This is a genomic window from Geobacillus thermodenitrificans subsp. thermodenitrificans DSM 465 (genome assembly GCF_000496575.1).
GTDB classification, from domain to species: domain Bacteria; phylum Bacillota; class Bacilli; order Bacillales; family Anoxybacillaceae; genus Geobacillus; species Geobacillus thermodenitrificans.
In genome coordinates this window covers 55416-70975 of the sequence record NZ_AYKT01000016.1, presented here as the reverse complement: position 1 = coordinate 70975, position 15560 = coordinate 55416, and the positions used below count along the sequence as shown (strand labels likewise).

General features: G+C 49.6%; 17 protein-coding genes, 1 tRNA gene and 1 riboswitch. Of the genes, 15 read left to right on the top strand and 3 right to left on the bottom strand.

Going from position 1 to position 15560, the window contains the following annotated elements:
• Positions 1–384: 384 nt before the first annotated feature.
• Positions 385–494: riboswitch (TPP riboswitch) on the top strand.
• Positions 495–524: 30 nt separating this feature from the next.
• The 7 genes from DSM465_RS0114625 (at position 525) to DSM465_RS0114595 (ending at position 6920) form a co-directional block, all read left to right on the top strand.
• Positions 525–1652 carry a LuxE/PaaK family acyltransferase gene (locus tag DSM465_RS0114625; protein ID WP_201768437.1) on the top strand — a complete coding sequence of 376 codons (1128 nt, stop codon included), beginning with the start codon at positions 525–527 and terminating at the stop codon, positions 1650–1652.
• Complete coding sequence (locus DSM465_RS0114620) at positions 1649–3100, top strand: acyl-CoA reductase (protein ID WP_029761666.1); 1452 nt, start codon at positions 1649–1651, stop codon at positions 3098–3100. Before DSM465_RS0114625 ends, DSM465_RS0114620 begins: the two co-directional genes overlap by 4 nt.
• Positions 3101–3114: 14 nt before the next feature.
• Positions 3115–3861, top strand: coding sequence for an ABC transporter ATP-binding protein (locus tag DSM465_RS0114615; protein WP_029761665.1), 747 nt, complete (start codon positions 3115–3117; stop codon positions 3859–3861).
• Positions 3858–4613, top strand: coding sequence for an ABC transporter permease (locus DSM465_RS0114610; protein WP_008880485.1), 756 nt, complete (start codon positions 3858–3860; stop codon positions 4611–4613). Before DSM465_RS0114615 ends, DSM465_RS0114610 begins: the two co-directional genes overlap by 4 nt.
• A complete protein-coding gene (locus tag DSM465_RS0114605; protein ID WP_029761664.1) occupies positions 4610–5641 on the top strand; it encodes an ABC transporter substrate-binding protein in 1032 nt (343 codons plus the stop codon). The genes DSM465_RS0114610 and DSM465_RS0114605 overlap by 4 nt, the downstream gene beginning before the upstream one ends.
• A 12-nt stretch (positions 5642–5653) precedes the next feature.
• Positions 5654–6424, top strand: coding sequence for a 3-oxoacyl-ACP reductase (locus DSM465_RS0114600; protein WP_029761663.1), 771 nt, complete (start codon positions 5654–5656; stop codon positions 6422–6424).
• Positions 6425–6602: 178 nt separating this feature from the next.
• Positions 6603–6920: a hypothetical protein gene (locus tag DSM465_RS0114595; protein WP_008880488.1), complete on the top strand. Its 318-nt coding sequence runs from the start codon at positions 6603–6605 to the stop codon at positions 6918–6920.
• A gap of 105 nt (positions 6921–7025) precedes the next feature.
• On the opposite strand, the gene DSM465_RS0114590 is transcribed toward DSM465_RS0114595, so the two are convergent.
• A complete protein-coding gene (locus DSM465_RS0114590; RefSeq protein ID WP_029761662.1) occupies positions 7026–8267 on the bottom strand; it encodes an aminopeptidase in 1242 nt (413 codons plus the stop codon).
• Positions 8268–8550: 283 nt separating this feature from the next.
• Here DSM465_RS0114590 and DSM465_RS0114585 point away from each other — a divergent pair, with 283 nt between their 5' ends.
• The 7 genes from DSM465_RS0114585 to DSM465_RS19640 all read left to right on the top strand — a co-directional run bounded on the left by DSM465_RS0114585 (position 8551) and on the right by DSM465_RS19640 (position 14054).
• Positions 8551–9987, top strand: coding sequence for a sodium/proline symporter (locus tag DSM465_RS0114585; RefSeq protein WP_029761661.1), 1437 nt, complete (start codon positions 8551–8553; stop codon positions 9985–9987).
• A 467-nt stretch (positions 9988–10454) separates the two neighbouring features.
• Entirely contained in the window at positions 10455–10958 is a 504-nt protein-coding gene (locus DSM465_RS0114580) for a DoxX family protein (RefSeq protein ID WP_011887644.1), read from the top strand.
• 766 nt (positions 10959–11724) lie between these two features.
• On the top strand, positions 11725–12000 hold the full coding sequence (locus tag DSM465_RS0114575; RefSeq protein ID WP_008880492.1) for an autorepressor SdpR family transcription factor: 276 nt from the start codon (positions 11725–11727) through the stop codon (positions 11998–12000).
• The gene (locus tag DSM465_RS0114570; protein ID WP_008880493.1) at positions 11997–12653 is read left to right on the top strand and encodes an SdpI family protein; all 657 of its coding nucleotides are present in this window, start codon (positions 11997–11999) and stop codon (positions 12651–12653) included. Before DSM465_RS0114575 ends, DSM465_RS0114570 begins: the two co-directional genes overlap by 4 nt.
• Before the next feature lie 14 nt (positions 12654–12667).
• Positions 12668–13450 carry a YhfC family intramembrane metalloprotease gene (locus DSM465_RS0114565; protein WP_029761660.1) on the top strand — a complete coding sequence of 261 codons (783 nt, stop codon included), beginning with the start codon at positions 12668–12670 and terminating at the stop codon, positions 13448–13450.
• On the top strand, positions 13447–13812 hold the full coding sequence (locus DSM465_RS0114560) for a VOC family protein (RefSeq protein WP_008880495.1): 366 nt from the start codon (positions 13447–13449) through the stop codon (positions 13810–13812). The genes DSM465_RS0114565 and DSM465_RS0114560 overlap by 4 nt, the downstream gene beginning before the upstream one ends.
• Positions 13813–13916: 104 nt before the next feature.
• On the top strand, positions 13917–14054 hold the full coding sequence (locus DSM465_RS19640) for a hypothetical protein (protein ID WP_169817288.1): 138 nt from the start codon (positions 13917–13919) through the stop codon (positions 14052–14054).
• Between the two features lie 46 nt (positions 14055–14100).
• On the opposite strand, the gene DSM465_RS0114550 is transcribed toward DSM465_RS19640, so the two are convergent.
• On the bottom strand, positions 14101–14283 hold the full coding sequence (locus DSM465_RS0114550) for a small acid-soluble spore protein H (RefSeq protein ID WP_008880497.1): 183 nt from the start codon (positions 14281–14283) through the stop codon (positions 14101–14103).
• 521 nt (positions 14284–14804) lie between these two features.
• Here DSM465_RS0114550 and DSM465_RS19970 point away from each other — a divergent pair.
• On the top strand, positions 14805–15125 hold the full coding sequence (locus DSM465_RS19970) for an aminotransferase class I/II-fold pyridoxal phosphate-dependent enzyme (protein ID WP_051358538.1): 321 nt from the start codon (positions 14805–14807) through the stop codon (positions 15123–15125).
• Positions 15126–15237: 112 nt separating this feature from the next.
• On the opposite strand, the gene DSM465_RS0114540 is transcribed toward DSM465_RS19970, so the two are convergent.
• Positions 15238–15311: transfer RNA gene (locus tag DSM465_RS0114540), tRNA-Pro, on the bottom strand.
• Positions 15312–15560: the final 249 nt, after the last annotated feature.

Genomic DNA, 15560 nt, shown 5'->3' with positions numbered 1-15560 from the left:
ATTGTCAAGTACATTTTGTGGTGAAGAGCCAATATTTTATTTATTTGCCATACTTCGCTAGTTTACTTGGGGGTAATCATCTTGTTTTTTAGTAAAAACAGAGACTGTTGAAAAAACGGCCGATTTTTTATGTCCTCCATCCCTCCTGTCGGCCAAGCGAAAGTCAGACCAGAAGCAGCGAGCAACGAAGGAAGCATAATGTTTCACTGTTACGGGTAAGCTGGGGGAAAGACAACGGTTGTGTAGTGCCGCAAATTTGGCTCATCCGTCCCGGTTGTCCCTTGCTATACGCTAGCTGGACGTTTACAGGATGGGGGATGCTTCCATCGCTTTTTTTTTCTTGCATTCTTTTTTTATAAAGAGTAGACTTTGATTGTAAAAAGATAATACGTTTACGGGAGCTTGTGGAATCAGGCTGAGAGTACGGCTAATCCGCCGTTGACCGTTTGAACCTGTTGGATAATGCCAGCGCAGGGAAAGAGAGTATGGACAAGCACTTTGCCTGCGCGCAAAGTGCCTTTTTTATGTGGATCGGAATGCGCGATAAGTGGAAAGGGGCGGGGAAGGTGACTCAACAAGAAATCATCGAAAGCTTGCTTCAGTTTATCAATCAAGAAACGTCCACAGAGGAAGAATTCAATGAGCATGCACTCATGCTATTTGCTTATCAATACGAAAATAATCTCCCGTATCGTACATATTGCATGCAAAAAGGAAAAACGGCAAGAACGGTGAAAACGTGGCGGGATATTCCGGCTGTACCGATTAACGCCTTTAAAGAATTAACGTTAAGTTGTGTTTCCCCCGAACAGGCTGAGCGCGTGTTTATGACGAGCGGCACGACGAGAGGCGTGCGCGGGAAACATTATCATCCAACGTTAAGCGTGTACGATCATTCGATGATCGTCAATTTTCGAAAGCGGTTCATGAAAGAGCGTGACAAAATCAAAATGGGAATTCTTTTCCCGACAGAAGAGCATATGCCGAACTCTTCACTCGCTCATTATTTAGCCCTCGCCGTCAACGTGTTTGGCACGGAAGACAGCCACTATCTTGTCGACCGCGACGGCCTTAATATGGATCGGCTTCTTGCTGAGCTCGAACAGGCGGAACAATCAGGTGAGCCGTACGCTCTTTTAGGCGCTTCGTTTAGCTTCGTTCATGTATTTGAGGAGCTCGCAAAGCGCGGCAAAACATTCCGCTTGCCGGAAGGAAGCCGGATTCTTGATACGGGCGGCTTTAAAAACCAGTCCCGGGAAATGGATTTGGACGAATTTTATGATACGCTGTCTGCTTACCTTGGCGTCCCGCGCCGTGAGTGCATCAACATGTACGGAATGACCGAGCTTAGCACGCAATTTTACGATGACGGAAATGAGACCGTTCCATCGGTGAAATCCGGACCGCATTGGATTCGCACAAGGGTGATTCACCCGTTGACCGGAGAAGAGATGTCAAAAGGGGAACGCGGCGTCCTCGTTCATTGCGACCTCGGCAACTTTAACTCGGTAACAACGATTTTGACAGAAGATATGGGCGTGGAAACAGACGGCGGCTTTTTGTTGCTTGGCCGGGTGCAAGGAGCGGAAGCAAAAGGTTGCTCGATGGCGGTCGAAGAATTCATTCGTGCGGCGAAGGGGACATCCGAATGAGAGAATATGCCGGTTATATTCCTCATATCGGGGATGAACCGATCGAAACGCGCGTGTTAACGTTTGAAAAAAATGGCGAAAGAGTCGAAGTGGAAGTTCCTCTTTTAACGGTCGAGCAGTTAAACAAAGTCACCGAAAAAGTGAAACAGGCTAGCGCCCAGTTTCTCAAATCGCTTTCGGTGACGGAGATCATCAACTTGCTTGACCGGGTGATGGAACAGCTGTTGGACCGTCGCCATCCATACCGGCAAAAGGCGGAGCAAGTGCTGCCGATTGTGACTGGCTATGATGAAGAAATGGTTCGTTTAGGGTTGACTTCGTATTTCAAAACGTTCCGTAAGCCGCAGCTGCAGCGCTTTCTTGTTGAGGACTTGGAAAATCCGCTGCTTCTTGATGATTTTCAACCGCGGCCTAAAGGCGGCCTTTCCAAAGCGGTCGGTCCGGACGTCATCGTTCACGTTTGGGCAGGAAACGTGCCGGCGCTGCCGTTATGGAGCCTTATTTCCGGGTTGTTGGTGAAGTCGGGAAACATCGGGAAAGTGTCGAGCGCCGAGCCGTTATTTGCCGGGTGGTTTGCCCGTTTGTTAGTAGAGGTGGAACCGAAGTTGGCGGATTGCCTCGCTGTTGTTTGGTGGAAAGGCGGAGATGTCGAGAGGGAGCGTGCGGTGTTTGGACAAGCTGACGTCGTTGTCGGCTATGGAAGCAACGCGTCGCTCGAAGAGATGCAGCGCCGCCTCCCGGTAACGACCCGCTTTTTGCCGTTTGGGCATAAACTGAGTTTCGGCATTGTTTCCCGTTCCTGCCTTGATGCGCGCAAGGCGTGGCATGTCGCCCATCAGGCGGCGTTCGATATTGTACGCTATGACCAGCAAGGGTGTTATTCGCCGCATCTGTTTTATGTGCAAACAGGGGGGATCGTATCGCCAAAAGAGTTTGCCCGCTATGTCGCCCACGAGCTGAACTGTTTTGCGAAACGGTTTCCGCGGCGTCCTCTTTCCCTTGAGGAAATGGCGGCGCAAGCAAGTTGGCGGCAGCGCGAAGAACTGGACGTGTTGGTGAACAAGGAAAAAGAAGTGCTCGGAAACGAAGCGGGGGATTGGACGGTCGTTTATGAACCGGAACGCCGGGAGTTTGCTGCGAGTTGTCTAAACCGGGTAGTGAAAATCGTCGCTTTTGATGACATTTCACAAATCATTTCAGAAATTGCCCCGTATCGGGCGTTTTTGCAGACGGTGGGAGTGGCCGCCTCGCCAAAAGAGCTGTTCGAGTGGGCGGAGTGGCTAGGAAAAGCAGGCGCCACACGCGTTACGGCGCTTGGGCATATGACTTCTCCTGAAGCGGGCTGGCATCATGATGGGCGCTTTAATTTGCGCGATCTCGTGCAAATGGTCGACATTGAATCGGCGGCTGAAGCGTATGCGGAACAGTTCGCTCCTTATGTGGATTAAGGAGGAAAATGAGGATGAGCTTCTTGCGGCTAGACCGTGTTACGTATCGTTATCAAGGCTCGAAGCCGGTGATCGACGGGGTCAGTTGGACGATCAATGAAGGGGAATTCCATTGCCTTGTCGGGAAGAGCGGCTGCGGCAAGACGACGTTGTTAAAGCTTGCTGCCGGCCTGTTGCAGCCGGATGAAGGGGACATTTATTTGCAAGGTGAAAAAGTGACGAAGCCTTCCCCTTCGATCGGCTATGTCTTTCAAGCGCCGACGTTGCTTGAATGGAAGCGGGTTATTGATAATGTTTTGTTGCCGATCTCACTCAAACGAAAACCGACGAAGGAAGATTATGAGTTGGCGCACGATTTGCTTGAACGGGTCGGATTGTCTGCATATCGCAACCACTACCCGGCTCAACTGTCCGGCGGGCAGCAAAGCCGGGTAGCCATTGCAAGAGCCCTCATTCAACAACCGGCGCTGTTGTTTTTGGACGAGCCGTTTGCCGCATTGGACGCCATTACGCGGGAAGAATTGCAAGATGACTTATTAGCGCTTTGCCGGCTGCAAAACACAAGCGTCTTGTTTATTACTCATGATATTGCCGAAGCCGTATATTTAGCGGACCGCATCGCTGTCATGGCCGACGGGGACATCGTTTATGCGCTTGATGTCCATCTTCCGAAACCGCGAGCGTTGGAAATGCGTTATGAGCCACGGTTTAACGAGCTCTGTTTTCAAGTGCGGCAAGCGATGGAGGGGATGAGGCGATGAACCGGACGTCCGTTTACTCGCTGGCGTTACTTGTGCTGCTTCTTCTCGGCTGGGAGCTGGCTGCTAGGCAAATGTCAGAGCTTGTTTTGCCGGCGCCGTCGGTCGTCGCGGCAACGCTTTTTGAGGGCATCAAGAGTGGTTATTTTTGGCCGCACATCGTCCGGACAAGCTTGGAAGTGTTGCTTGGTCTTAGTTTAGGAAGCGGTCTCGGCCTCATCGTCGGCATTCTCATGGGGGAAATTGAATGTTTGCGCAAATTGTTCTTCCCGTACGTCGTCGCCAGCCAGGCCGTGCCGAAACTCGCCTTGGCGCCGTTATTTATTCTTTGGTTCGGTTTCGGCATGACATCGAAAGTGATCATTACGGCCTTGATTTGTTTTTTCCCTTTGCTTGAAAATACCGTGACGGCGATTCAATATACCGATCGGAACAAACTCGAATTGTTTCGCGTGTTAGGCGCGACGCGCTGGCAAACGCTCATTCATTTGAAACTTCCCGCCGGGCTGCCAAACATTTTTGCCGGATTCCGCGTTGCCGTCGTATTGGCGGTCGTTGGGGCGGTCGTCGGCGAATTTATTGGTGCCAGCGAAGGGTTAGGTGCGATGATTATCGCTTCCCAAGGGATGATGGATACCCCGCTTATGTTTTCTGTTTTGCTTTTATTGACGTTGTTAGGTATGGTACTCTACCAAATCGTTCATTTCTTTGAAAACCGATTAGTCAAACCGTATAAAAAGGAGACAGACAAATGAGGAGAAGCATGTTAGTGGCTGTATGGCTGCTGTCGGTGGCTGTTTTTTTAGCGGCCTGCGGTGCGTCCGGACAGAAAAACGAGGCAAGTGAAACTACGGATACGGCGAAAAAAGAGAAAACAGAACAGCTGCGTGTGGCTCTTTGGAGCCAACCGATTACCGAGCAAACGAACTTGTTGGCAGAAAAAGAAAAAGGCTTTTTTAAAGAAAAAGGCTTGGACGTGACGCTCATTCCTGGCGCCGGCGGCGGCGATGCGATCAAAAACATTCTTTCTGGACAAGCCGATATTGCTTTTACGGATCCGGGCTCGTTGCTCTTTGCGTTAGACAAAGGAGAAAAATTAAAAGTCATTTATAATATTTATCCACAAAACGTCTTCAACGTCGTTTCATTAAAAGAGAAACAAATCACGAAACCGGAAGATTTAAAAGGAAAGAAAATCGGCGTGTACAGCTTATCGAGCGGAACGCGGCAAAACTTATTGGTGCTATTGCATCAAGCCGGGCTTTCCGAAAACGATGTGACGATTGTCGAAACCGGCTTGTTGAACTTTGCACCGCTTATGCAAGGGCAAGTTGACGCGACAGCGGCGACCGATACCGGGCTTGTTATGGCGAAAGAAAAGGGGCTCGGGGACGTCAACGTCATTGAAGTGAAAAACTATTTAAATATCCCAAGTGACGTTTTTGTTGTCACGGAGAAAACGTACAACGAGAAAAAAGAGTTGTTGCAAAAGTTTCTAGAAGCGTATCGGAACAGCGCTCAATGGATGATCGACCATCCAGAAGAAGCGGCGTCGTTAGCTGTCAAGTACGCCATCGATGGCAAGGATGAGAAACGCAACTTACAAATTATTCAGTTGCGAAATGCATCGAGCGTTTCGCCATTGACGGAAGAAAAAGGGCTCGGGACGCTTGATGGAAACGTGCTGCAGCAAGCCGCAGACACGTATAAACAGCTAGGCTTGATTAAAAACGACATCAACATGGCGGAAGTGGTTACCAATGAATTGCTTCCGAAACAATAATGGAGGACGAAAATGGGGATGTTCTCAGGAAAAGTCATCGTGGTAACCGGTGCGAGCCGGGGCATCGGTGCGGCCATTGCCCGCGCGTTTGCCCGGGAACATGGGACGGTCATCGTCAACTATTTGCAAAATCAGCAGGCAGCGGAACAAGTGGCCGCCGCCTGCGCTGAACTTGGCGGCGATGCTTGGGCCGTTCAGGCCGATGTCACCTCGGAATCAGCGGTCAAGCAGTTGATTGAGCAAGTGATGATGGAGACAGGGAAAATCGATGTCATCGTCAACAATGCGTTTGCGCCGTATACATTTGACCCAGATGAGCGCAAACTGGCGTGGGAGCTCGCGTGGGAAGATTATCAGGCGCAAATCGACGGAGCGCTGCGCTCGACCTATTATATGTGTCAGGCGGTGATTCCGATCATGAAAAAGCAGGGCGGGGGGAGCATTGTTAATATCGTGACAGACTTAGTCGCCCGCCCGGTCGTCCCGTACCATGACTACACAACGGCGAAAGCGGCGCTCGTCGGTTACAGCCGCAACTTAGCGGCGGAGCTCGGTCCGTTTGGCATCCGCGTCAATTGTGTCGCTCCTGGCTTGGTTTACCCGACGGACGCCAGCCGGCGGACAAAGGAGGAAGTGAAGGAAATGCTGATCGCCCAAACGCCGCTGCGGCGAATCGCCACTCCTGAAGATGTTGCCGGGCCGGTTCTCTTTTTAGCGTCTGATTGGAGCCGCTTTATGACCGGACAGACGTTGTTTGTCGACGGCGGGCTCATCATGCGCTAGCGCTGCCGGCATCTTGAATATGCCTACGTTTCACCAGCTGCCCTCGAGAACAAAGGGCAGTTTTTTTGTAGAATTTGGTGATTTATTATGGTATGATATTGTTTGAATGTTTCTGATATTTTATGTCTCATAAAAAAACAGGCCTGTTGCATTTCTCTTTGGAAAAGAGGGATGAACGATGAAGGGTTCATTGTTTTTTCTTTTGTTGGCGTTGTTGATGTGCGGGGTGTTGTTGCACCATATCACCATTTTGGCGGTAAGGAATGAACAGAAGAAAAACTCATTCGTTTCCCAATACATATTTTTTTCGCTCATCACATTATGGTTTACCCCTCTTTATATCAGCGTCAAACTGGCGGTTTTCTTCGGTGTCGGCCAATACGGACTTGTGTTGTGGCTCGTTCTTTTCATCATTGGTGTCGTTTACGTCATCAAACGGACGGAAAGAGAAAGAAAGGCGCTGCAGCAATATCATCACCGCGTAGGCTCGGCATGAACTGAGTGCTTGATCGTTTGAAATAAGAGAAGGCTGTTTCCAACCGCGAGTGAAATCGTTTGGAAACAGCCTTCTTTTTTATGTGTATGTGCTGCAAAAGGAGGATTATTCAAGTTCAAACGCCCAGTTACCGCTGCGGAAAATCGGTTCGCGCTTTCCGTCTTTCGTCACGCCGTCGATGTTCAGCTCGGCGGAGCCGATCATAAAATCGACGTGCACAAGGCTGTCGTTGACGCCGCGGCGGCCAAGCTCCTCATTGGACAGCGCCGCGCCGTTTTCGATGTTCGTCGGGTACGCTTTGCCAAGCGCGAAATGGCAGGCGGCGTTTTCATCAAACAGCGTGTTGTAAAAAATGAGATTGGACAGCGATACGGGCGACTGGTGCGGCACGAGGGCGACTTCGCCGAGACGGCGCGCTCCATCATCCGTATCAAGCAAGTGTTTGAGCGTCTCATATCCTTCTTCAGCGCTGAAGTCAACGACTTGGCCGTCTTTAAAGGTCAGCGTAAAGCCGTCGATAATGTTGCCGTCGTAATTGAGTGGCTTCGTGTTGCGGACCGTGCCGTTGACGCCGCCTTTATGCGGCATCGTATACACTTCTTCGGTCGGCATGTTCGGGTTGAAGCGCACCCCGCTTTGGCTTGTCGATGCGCCGCCGTGCCAAACGTGTCCGTCGACGAGCTCGACCGTCAGATTGGTGCCTGGCGCTTCGTAGACAAGCTGTTTATATTGTTTATTGTTCAAGTAGTCGACGATGCGGGCAAGTCGATCGTTGTGCTTGCGCCAAGCCGCGATCGGATCGTCTTGGTCGACGCGGACGATGCGGAAAATCGTTTCCCATAGTTGATTGATCGCCTCCTCTTGGCTGAGGCCGGAAAATACTTTTTGTGCCCATGCCGCCGTCGGGACGGAAATGATTGACCAGCAGTTCTGGTCGGTCATCATGGCGTTTTGGAAGTTGATGAGCGCTTGGGCAGCCGTTTTATTGGCTGTCGCGATCCGCTTTGGATCGACATCTTTTAACAAGTCGGGGTTCGGGGCATAAATCGATAAAAAGGCTGCTCCTTGTTCGACGAGTTCTTCCATCGCTTTTGCCCGCCACATCGGGTATTCGGAAAACGATTCTTCTGGGGCGTGTTGAAATTTAATATATGTAAGAGATTCATCATCCCAATCGACATGCACATGTTTTGCCCCGGTTTCATACGCCGTTTTGGCAATTTTCCGGACGAGCGGCGCCGCATCGAGCGGTGCGCTGACGAACAACGTCTGTCCAGGCTGAACGTTGACGCCGACTTTCACTGCCAATTCGGCGTATTTATTTAACTCGTTTTCCCAACGTTCCATATGGTTCCCTCCTTTTTTAGTGTCAAGTCCACTTTATTACATGTTTGTATATTTCGCAACTTTTAAATAACTGAATATTAAAGAAAACGAACGGGAATAAATCGTTTCTTATCATCATAATGGTAGTAATGAAATAAATAAGTGATGAAGCTGTACCGTTATTGTCTACACCGGCATTGTCGTCTTTGTTCGATGGCAATGCCGGTTTTTTATGGGGAAATGGCGCAACAGTAGAGAGGGAGGCAGTGTGGTGAGGTGAACTATATAGCGAGGGGGAGAAACAATGAATGGCGTGATCTTGGCGGAACTCGTGCTGTATTGTCTTGTGTTGGCCGCTCTTGGTTATTGGTATGGAAAAAAAGAGATGAGTCATAGTGATTTTTTGCTTGGCGGAAAAACGCTTCCGGGTTGGACGCTTGCTTTTTCCGAACGGGCGACAGGGGAATCGGCGTGGCTGTTGCTTGGCTATACGGGTTTTGTGTTTGCGAGCGGACTTTCTGCGATTTGGGTGGCAGTAGGCATTGTCATCGGCATTGTCAGTGCTTGGCTTTTTTTGGCTGACCGGTTTCGCCAAGAGGCGGAGCGGTACGGGGTGTTGACACTGCCAAGCTATTTGGCGCAACGGTTTGGTCAGCAAGGGCGCACGATTTTATGGCTTTCTACTGTTTTGATTCTTAGTTTTATGATGTTCTATTTTAGCGCTCAAATCGCAGGCGCCGGCAAAACGCTGTTTACTGTTTTTCATATCGATCCAGCACTTGGCATGGTCATCAGTGTGGCGATTGTCATCATCTTGTCATACACTGGCGGGTTTGTCAGTGTCGTTTGGACAGATATGATTCAAAGTGTGCTCATGCTGGCAACGCTCGTTATTTTGCCAATTGTGGCGTTAGTGGAAATTTATAGCGGCGGATTGTCGATCAGTGAAGCGCTTCATCATGCGAAACCAGGCCTCGACTCATGGACAGGGGGGGTGACTGGTTTTGCGCTTGGGCTATTGTTGTTTAACAATTTTGCTTGGTTTTTCGGCTACCTTGGTGGACAGCCGCAATTGAGCGCCCGCTTCATGGCATTAAAAGATGCCCGCGAGGCGAAAACGGCCAAAACGGTGGCGGTCGTTTGGACACTATTGGCGTATGGTGGGGCGTTTCTCATCGGTCTGACAGCGATTGCCCTTTACCAAGGACATTCCTTCGCCGATGTCGAGACCGTGTTGCCGCATATGGTGTTGGACTTGTTGCCGCCGTGGTTGGCCGGGTTGCTGTTATCCGGCATTTTGGCCGCCATCGTGACAACGGCCGATTCACAGCTGCTTGTGATCACAGGCGCCATTAGCGAAGACATCGTACGCCGTTCTTTGCGTCTCCGTCTGTCGGAGAAACAGCTTGTCACTTTATCACGTACGGTTGTCGTAGCCGGCGGATTGCTTGGTCTTGTATTGGCGATGACATCGGAGTCGCTCGTGTATCTCGTTGTCAGCTGGGCGTGGGCGGGAATCGGTTGCACGTTGTCACCGGCGATTTTACTCGCCTTTTTCTGGAAGCGGTATTCCGGCATCGGTGTCATCGCCACGATCCTCGCTGGGTTTATCAGCACAATCATCTGGATTTCCTCGCCGCTTGAGGACATCATCAGTTCACGGTTTACGACATTTGCCATTGCGCTAGTGGCCGGGGTGTTGTTCAGCTTGTTGTTTCCTGACCGCCAACAGACGACGTGACCAACAACACTGGTCATCACCAGTATAAGGGTGTCCCGAAAGCAGCGGGACGCCCTTTCCCATGGCGAAGCGTGCCCCCATTGCCTGCTGCCCCACCGTATTGCTCAATTGTCTGTTCTAGCGACTGGGGGCGACGTTATGCAGACGCATCGGTGTCTGGATGTGCCGTTGAACTCACGATCAAATCAGTCTTTCTTCCTAGGATAAAAGGTGTTGTTCCTCTCGTTTTATTGAGCATCTTCGTTTGCTGTTTTGGGAAGGCAGATCAACCGAGGGCGGGTGTTCCTAAGAATCTGTCCCCTTTAGGCGCAGGTGGGGAATGTTCAAGAAAAGGAATCGTAGTCATAATTTAGTCATAACTTTTTGACTATATTGTGAAATGTTGAACAAACTCGTTTCAACGAGCAAAAAGAAGATTAAGATAAAAGTGTAAAGAATTGTTTTAAAAATGAAAGGAGAGAAACAAAATGGTAGTCAAATGGTTGCGCGAACATGCCACAGCGTCGGCGTTGATGGTGTTGTTTCGTCTCTATTTAGGGTATGAATGGATGATGGCGGGATGGGAAAAAATCACGCACGGCTTTGACGCCACCGGATATTTAAAAGGAGCGTTGGCGAAGGCCACAGGTGAACATCCAGCCGTGCAAGGCTGGTGGGCAGCCTTTATCGAAAACGTAGCGCTGCCGAATGTTGGGTTGTTTAACTTCCTCGTGCCATGGGGCGAATTTCTCGTCGGCATCGCACTGATTCTTGGCTTGTTTACCACCTTCGCTGCACTCATGGGAGCGGTCATGAACTTCGCCTTCATGTTCTCGGGCACGACGAGCACGAACCCACAAATGGTGCTGCTCACCGTCTTCATCCTCGTCGCTGGGGCCAATGCGGGACGATACGGTGTCGATCATTGGGTGTTGCCTTATCTCCGCCAATGGTGGCATCGTCCACAACGTCCGGCTGCAACGCATAAATAACGACCTCGCACCGTGCAAACGGCTTCAGTTTTTCTCCTTTTCCGAACGGCCGCTCTTTCTTTCACGTCAAAAGGGGCGGCCGTTCGTATATTGATTCACCTTATTCACTTCCAAAGAAGAAAAATCGCGAAGCGGTTCTCATACGGTGGAAGGGGGCATACCTCTTTTTTTTGCCAACTCGTGAGAATATCGAGGGAGCGGATGATAGAAACGAGGAACAAAGACGCCTGTATTGGCCAAGTGGGCTTCTAAGACAGCTTCGTTATGTGCTCGACGATCAGTCGCTTGACGGGATATAGAAACGTAACAGCCTCGCCGTGCAACCATGTCAACGTGCTGAGAGCGTTTTGCAAAGATGAAGAGAGGAGGGCTTAGTCAGAAAGCATATATAAGTTGACAGTTGAATGGAAATGGAATATTCTATATTTAGAAATGTATCTAAATATCTAATTTCTTGTCCTATAAAACTATGTTTCGAAATAACGAGTGACCGATGCACGAAAAAAGCCTATGAGCCAGTTGTACTCCTCATGTCGGCCTCAAAGGTGCATGTCTTTTCATGAACAAATCCGTGAGCCAGTTTTGCCCTTCACTTAGGTATGAAAATGCCCCGCTTTTACAGACATTTTGCGGTTCACCTGGGCGTGCCATGCTTTACGGCCAACCGTCAACATTGGCAGCATCTGCTCACTGTTTGAGAAGCGGCGATCAACAAACGTTATTTTTCAATATGTATGCAAAAATCATTCGCAAGGTGGGATCACCATTGTCGTTCAACGAGGCATTTAAAGCGATCGCTGATCCGACGCGCCGAAAAATTTTAACGTTGCTGCGAACAGGGGACTTGACGGCAGGGGAAATCGCTTCGCACTTTGATATGCAAAAACCGAGTGTATCGCATCATTTGAAAATTTTAAAGCAGGCTGATTTGGTGCAAGACCGGCGTGAAGGACAGTATATATACTACTCTCTGAACACGACGGTGTTTCAAGATTTGCTCCGTTGGTTTTACGATTTCGTCGAAAAAGGGGGAGAGAAATGATGAAGGTTAGCCGGCTGGCGATCGTGTTGACGGTTCTCGCTTATCTATTGAGTTTGGCTGCTCTTCCGTATTTGCCGGATGAAGTGGCGATCCATTGGAATGCATCAGGGGAAGCCGATGGCTTCAGCAACAAATGGTTTGGCGCGCTTCTCCCACCCGTATTGATGACAGGTTTCATCATTTTGATGGGAGTGATGCCAAGATTTGACCCGAAAAAAGAAAACTATGCTAAATTCTCACACGTATACAACATTTTCAATGTGGCGTTGATCGCTTTTTTTCTCATATTGCATATCGTAACACTCGCGTACAATCTCGGCTTTTCGATCGATATGAGCTTGTTTGCGCCGCTTGGCATCGGCGGGCTGTTTCTTGTCATCGGAAATTATATGCCGAAAATCAAACATAATTATTTTATCGGCATCCGCACGCCATGGACGATTGAGAGTGAGACGGTTTGGCACAAAACGCATCGCCTTGGCGGAAAAGTGTTTATCGCGATGGGGATTTTGCTTATGTTAACGGGATTTTTGCCGGGGGAAGGGGAGATGAAGTTTGTCTTTTTGATGCTCATCATAATTTTGGGTAATTTGTATTTAATCATTCAGTCGTTCATCTATTTTCGTCATGAACAGCGCAAGCGTTCATCATAGATAGGAGGGGACTCATGGGGATTATAGGCGCAGTCACACAGCTTCTTGTGTCGTTGCTCGTTCCGCTCGGACTTGTATGGTACGGGAGAAAAAAAGGGTGGCTTTCGTGGAAAGCGCTCGGCATCGGGGCACTGATCTTTCTCGTTTTTTCACAAGTGTTGGAAAAAGCCCTTCATATCGCTGTCCTTGAACCGGGGCGACCGGCGCTGAAAGGAACGGAAAGTGTCACGCTCTTTGTCTTGTACGCCGCGCTTGCCGCCGGTGTGTTTGAAGAAATCGGCCGTTATGTCGGATTTCGCTGGCTGTTGAAACAAAAACGCTCATATGGCGATGGCTTGTCATTCGGGCTTGGGCACGGCGGGGTGGAAGCGGTGTTGCTTGGCGTGTTGGGCGCTGTGAACGTCATCGTGCTCATGAGCCTCATCCAATCAGGAGTCTTTGATAAAACGATTGCTCCGTCGCTTCCGGCGGACCAAGCGGAGCTAATTAAGGAACAAGTGTTGCACACGCCATTGGCGATGTATGTGTTGGGCGGTTTAGAACGGTTGTTTGCCTTGGCCGTGCATGTGGCGTTATCGCTGCTCGTTTTGCTTGGCGTGCGCAAGCGGCAATTCCGTTATGTCCTGTATGCGATTTTGCTCCATGCCGCGTTGGACGTCTTGCCGGCGTTGTACCAAGCGAAAGTCGTCACAAACATCTGGGTGGTCGAGGCAGTGTTATTGGTGTGGGCGGTTGCTGCCGTTTGGTTCATTCGCCGGATCAAACCAGCCTTTGAACAGGGGGAAGAGAAACGATGATTCGTGTCAAACGACTTGATCATGTGCAAATTTGTATTCCATTTGGCGCTGAAGATGAGGCGCGTGCGTTTTATACGGGCGTGCTCGGTTTCAAGGAAATCGAAAAGCCCGAGTCGCTGAAGGCTAACGGTGGGCTTTGGTACAAAGTCGGTGATATCGAGCTTCATATTGGGACGGAAAACCGTGATGGCTACAACAGCAAAAGCCATCCGGCGTTTGAAGTGGAAGATGTTGAGGCTGCACGTCGCTATTTGGAAGCACGCGGGGTCGTGACACAAGATGAAAAACCGATCCCAGGGGTGAAGCGGTTTTCGTTTCGCGATCCGTTTCACAACCGGATCGAGTTGTTAGAAAAAGGATAAGATCGCTTCATAAGCCGTCCGATCGGGCAGTGCTCTTTTGCTCCTTCGCGATAGTAACCTCTTGCCATTCAGGGAATGCTAGAGACGAAGGAGGGAGCATCGCGATGAAAATGAAAGCGAACAACAAGCGCAGCGAGAAATCTGTCCGCACCGCTGATACTCGGACGGCAGGCCGCGCGGCGATGAGGGAACAATCTGTACAAGAAGCCTACAAAGAGCAGGAAGAGTTGACGGCTGATTAGCAAAAAAGCGGGAGAAAGGATGATTCCTTTTCCCGCTTTTTTGTGGTTACGAATGCTCTTCTAAGCTGGCAACCGGCACACTTTGCTTTTGAGACGGGTTGTCAAGCGGATGGATCGTCGCCACCCCTTTTTGTTGGTCGACATGCTCGATGTAAATGCGCTGTCCGTTGTACGTGACATTCGCCATCACTGGCGATGATGCGATTTCTTGCGCTCGACGAACATCCATTTTCGGCACCTCCTTAGTTCGCAGGATGAACGGAAATAGGGGCGTTTAAGACAGATATAGTATGACTTTTCGAAGGACCGGCTATGCATCGAAGCGAAAAAAAGCGATAAAGCTCTTTTTGGCATCCGTTCCTTTTTTCTCACTTAACAATAAGGAATTTTCAACTAAATATATTAAACATTGTTCTAAATAATCAATAAAGCAAAGCAAACATATAGCACTAGTGAATCGCAAAGTATATTGTGTATAGTTTACATATACAAGAGATGAGGATGAAAACGGAGATTCTTTTCGAGTTGAACAAACTAGGGCAAAAACGCCAGTTGCGTCAAGCGGAGGCGTCAGGGGTTTCGGGCATGTTGGGCGGAAAGCCGATGTAGAATTTCGCATCGCACAATGATGTAGGCTTGGCGGATGACAGGCGAACAATGAATCAGGATGCGAAGATACGGGGCGGGGGCATCGCGGCTCGTCGCCGGTAACCATCCGCTGTACGAGCAGGCAGAAGCTATGTTAAAACAGTGAAAAAAGCAGAATCCGCACTCATTTTCAATAGCGGCTATGCTGCGAATATCGGTGTACTGATTCGCCGCGATGACCTCGTCTTGAACGACGAGCGGAACCATGCAAGCTTAATTGATGGGATTCACTTGAGCAAAGTCACCTGTTTCCGTTACCGTCGTAATGACGTCGATGATGAAAGCAATCTCCGCCAGGAAACCGAAAACGGATGGTCACCGCCACTGTCTTCAATATGGATGGAGCGATTATCGGAGCTTGTCGAGTTGAAACGACGCTATCGCTTTCTGACACCGCCGTGGTGGACGACGACGTTGAGCTAGCTGTTGGCTACATCGCTTTCGCAGGAAAGAAGATGGAGGTCATTTAGTAGGTGGAACAAAGGGGGAAAAACAAAAAACCAACCGGTTGTTTTTCCGGCTGGTTTCATGACGATCGGGATGACAGGATTTGAACCTGCGACCCCACGCACCCCATGCGTGTGCTCTACCAAGCTGAGCTACATCCCGAAGAGATTGGTCAGACATTTCCTATTATATAAGAAAAATAGGGAGAAATCAATGGCCAATTTTGCATTCGTTGGAAAAAGAATGTCGCGATCGTTCTCATCACGGAATCGAACGTTTCTCCATAGGCGATGACCGTTCATAAGGGGAAATTTTTTCATCAAGGCATGTATGTCTACGATCACATGATCCCTGTTCATCTTTTCCATAAGTTTTACTGTAGGCAAGCGGCTGTTGTCCCCTGTCCAACTA

What these genes read in the sequence shown, in the direction of transcription:
- DSM465_RS0114625 (WP_201768437.1), top strand. Translation starts at nt 525, where the DNA reads ATGTGGATCGGAATGCGCGATAAGTGGAAAGGGGCGGGGAAGGTGACT.
- DSM465_RS0114620 (WP_029761666.1), top strand. Translation starts at nt 1,649, where the DNA reads ATGAGAGAATATGCCGGTTATATTCCTCATATCGGGGATGAACCGATC.
- DSM465_RS0114615 (WP_029761665.1), top strand. Translation starts at nt 3,115, where the DNA reads ATGAGCTTCTTGCGGCTAGACCGTGTTACGTATCGTTATCAAGGCTCG.
- DSM465_RS0114610 (WP_008880485.1), top strand. Translation starts at nt 3,858, where the DNA reads ATGAACCGGACGTCCGTTTACTCGCTGGCGTTACTTGTGCTGCTTCTT.
- DSM465_RS0114605 (WP_029761664.1), top strand. Translation starts at nt 4,610, where the DNA reads ATGAGGAGAAGCATGTTAGTGGCTGTATGGCTGCTGTCGGTGGCTGTT.
- DSM465_RS0114600 (WP_029761663.1), top strand. Translation starts at nt 5,654, where the DNA reads ATGGGGATGTTCTCAGGAAAAGTCATCGTGGTAACCGGTGCGAGCCGG.
- DSM465_RS0114595 (WP_008880488.1), top strand. Translation starts at nt 6,603, where the DNA reads ATGAAGGGTTCATTGTTTTTTCTTTTGTTGGCGTTGTTGATGTGCGGG.
- DSM465_RS0114590 (WP_029761662.1), bottom strand. Translation starts at nt 8,267, where the DNA reads ATGGAACGTTGGGAAAACGAGTTAAATAAATACGCCGAATTGGCAGTG.
- DSM465_RS0114585 (WP_029761661.1), top strand. Translation starts at nt 8,551, where the DNA reads ATGAATGGCGTGATCTTGGCGGAACTCGTGCTGTATTGTCTTGTGTTG.
- DSM465_RS0114580 (WP_011887644.1), top strand. Translation starts at nt 10,455, where the DNA reads ATGGTAGTCAAATGGTTGCGCGAACATGCCACAGCGTCGGCGTTGATG.
- DSM465_RS0114570 (WP_008880493.1), top strand. Translation starts at nt 11,997, where the DNA reads ATGATGAAGGTTAGCCGGCTGGCGATCGTGTTGACGGTTCTCGCTTAT.
- DSM465_RS0114565 (WP_029761660.1), top strand. Translation starts at nt 12,668, where the DNA reads ATGGGGATTATAGGCGCAGTCACACAGCTTCTTGTGTCGTTGCTCGTT.
- DSM465_RS0114560 (WP_008880495.1), top strand. Translation starts at nt 13,447, where the DNA reads ATGATTCGTGTCAAACGACTTGATCATGTGCAAATTTGTATTCCATTT.
- DSM465_RS19640 (WP_169817288.1), top strand. Translation starts at nt 13,917, where the DNA reads ATGAAAATGAAAGCGAACAACAAGCGCAGCGAGAAATCTGTCCGCACC.
- DSM465_RS0114550 (WP_008880497.1), bottom strand. Translation starts at nt 14,283, where the DNA reads ATGGATGTTCGTCGAGCGCAAGAAATCGCATCATCGCCAGTGATGGCG.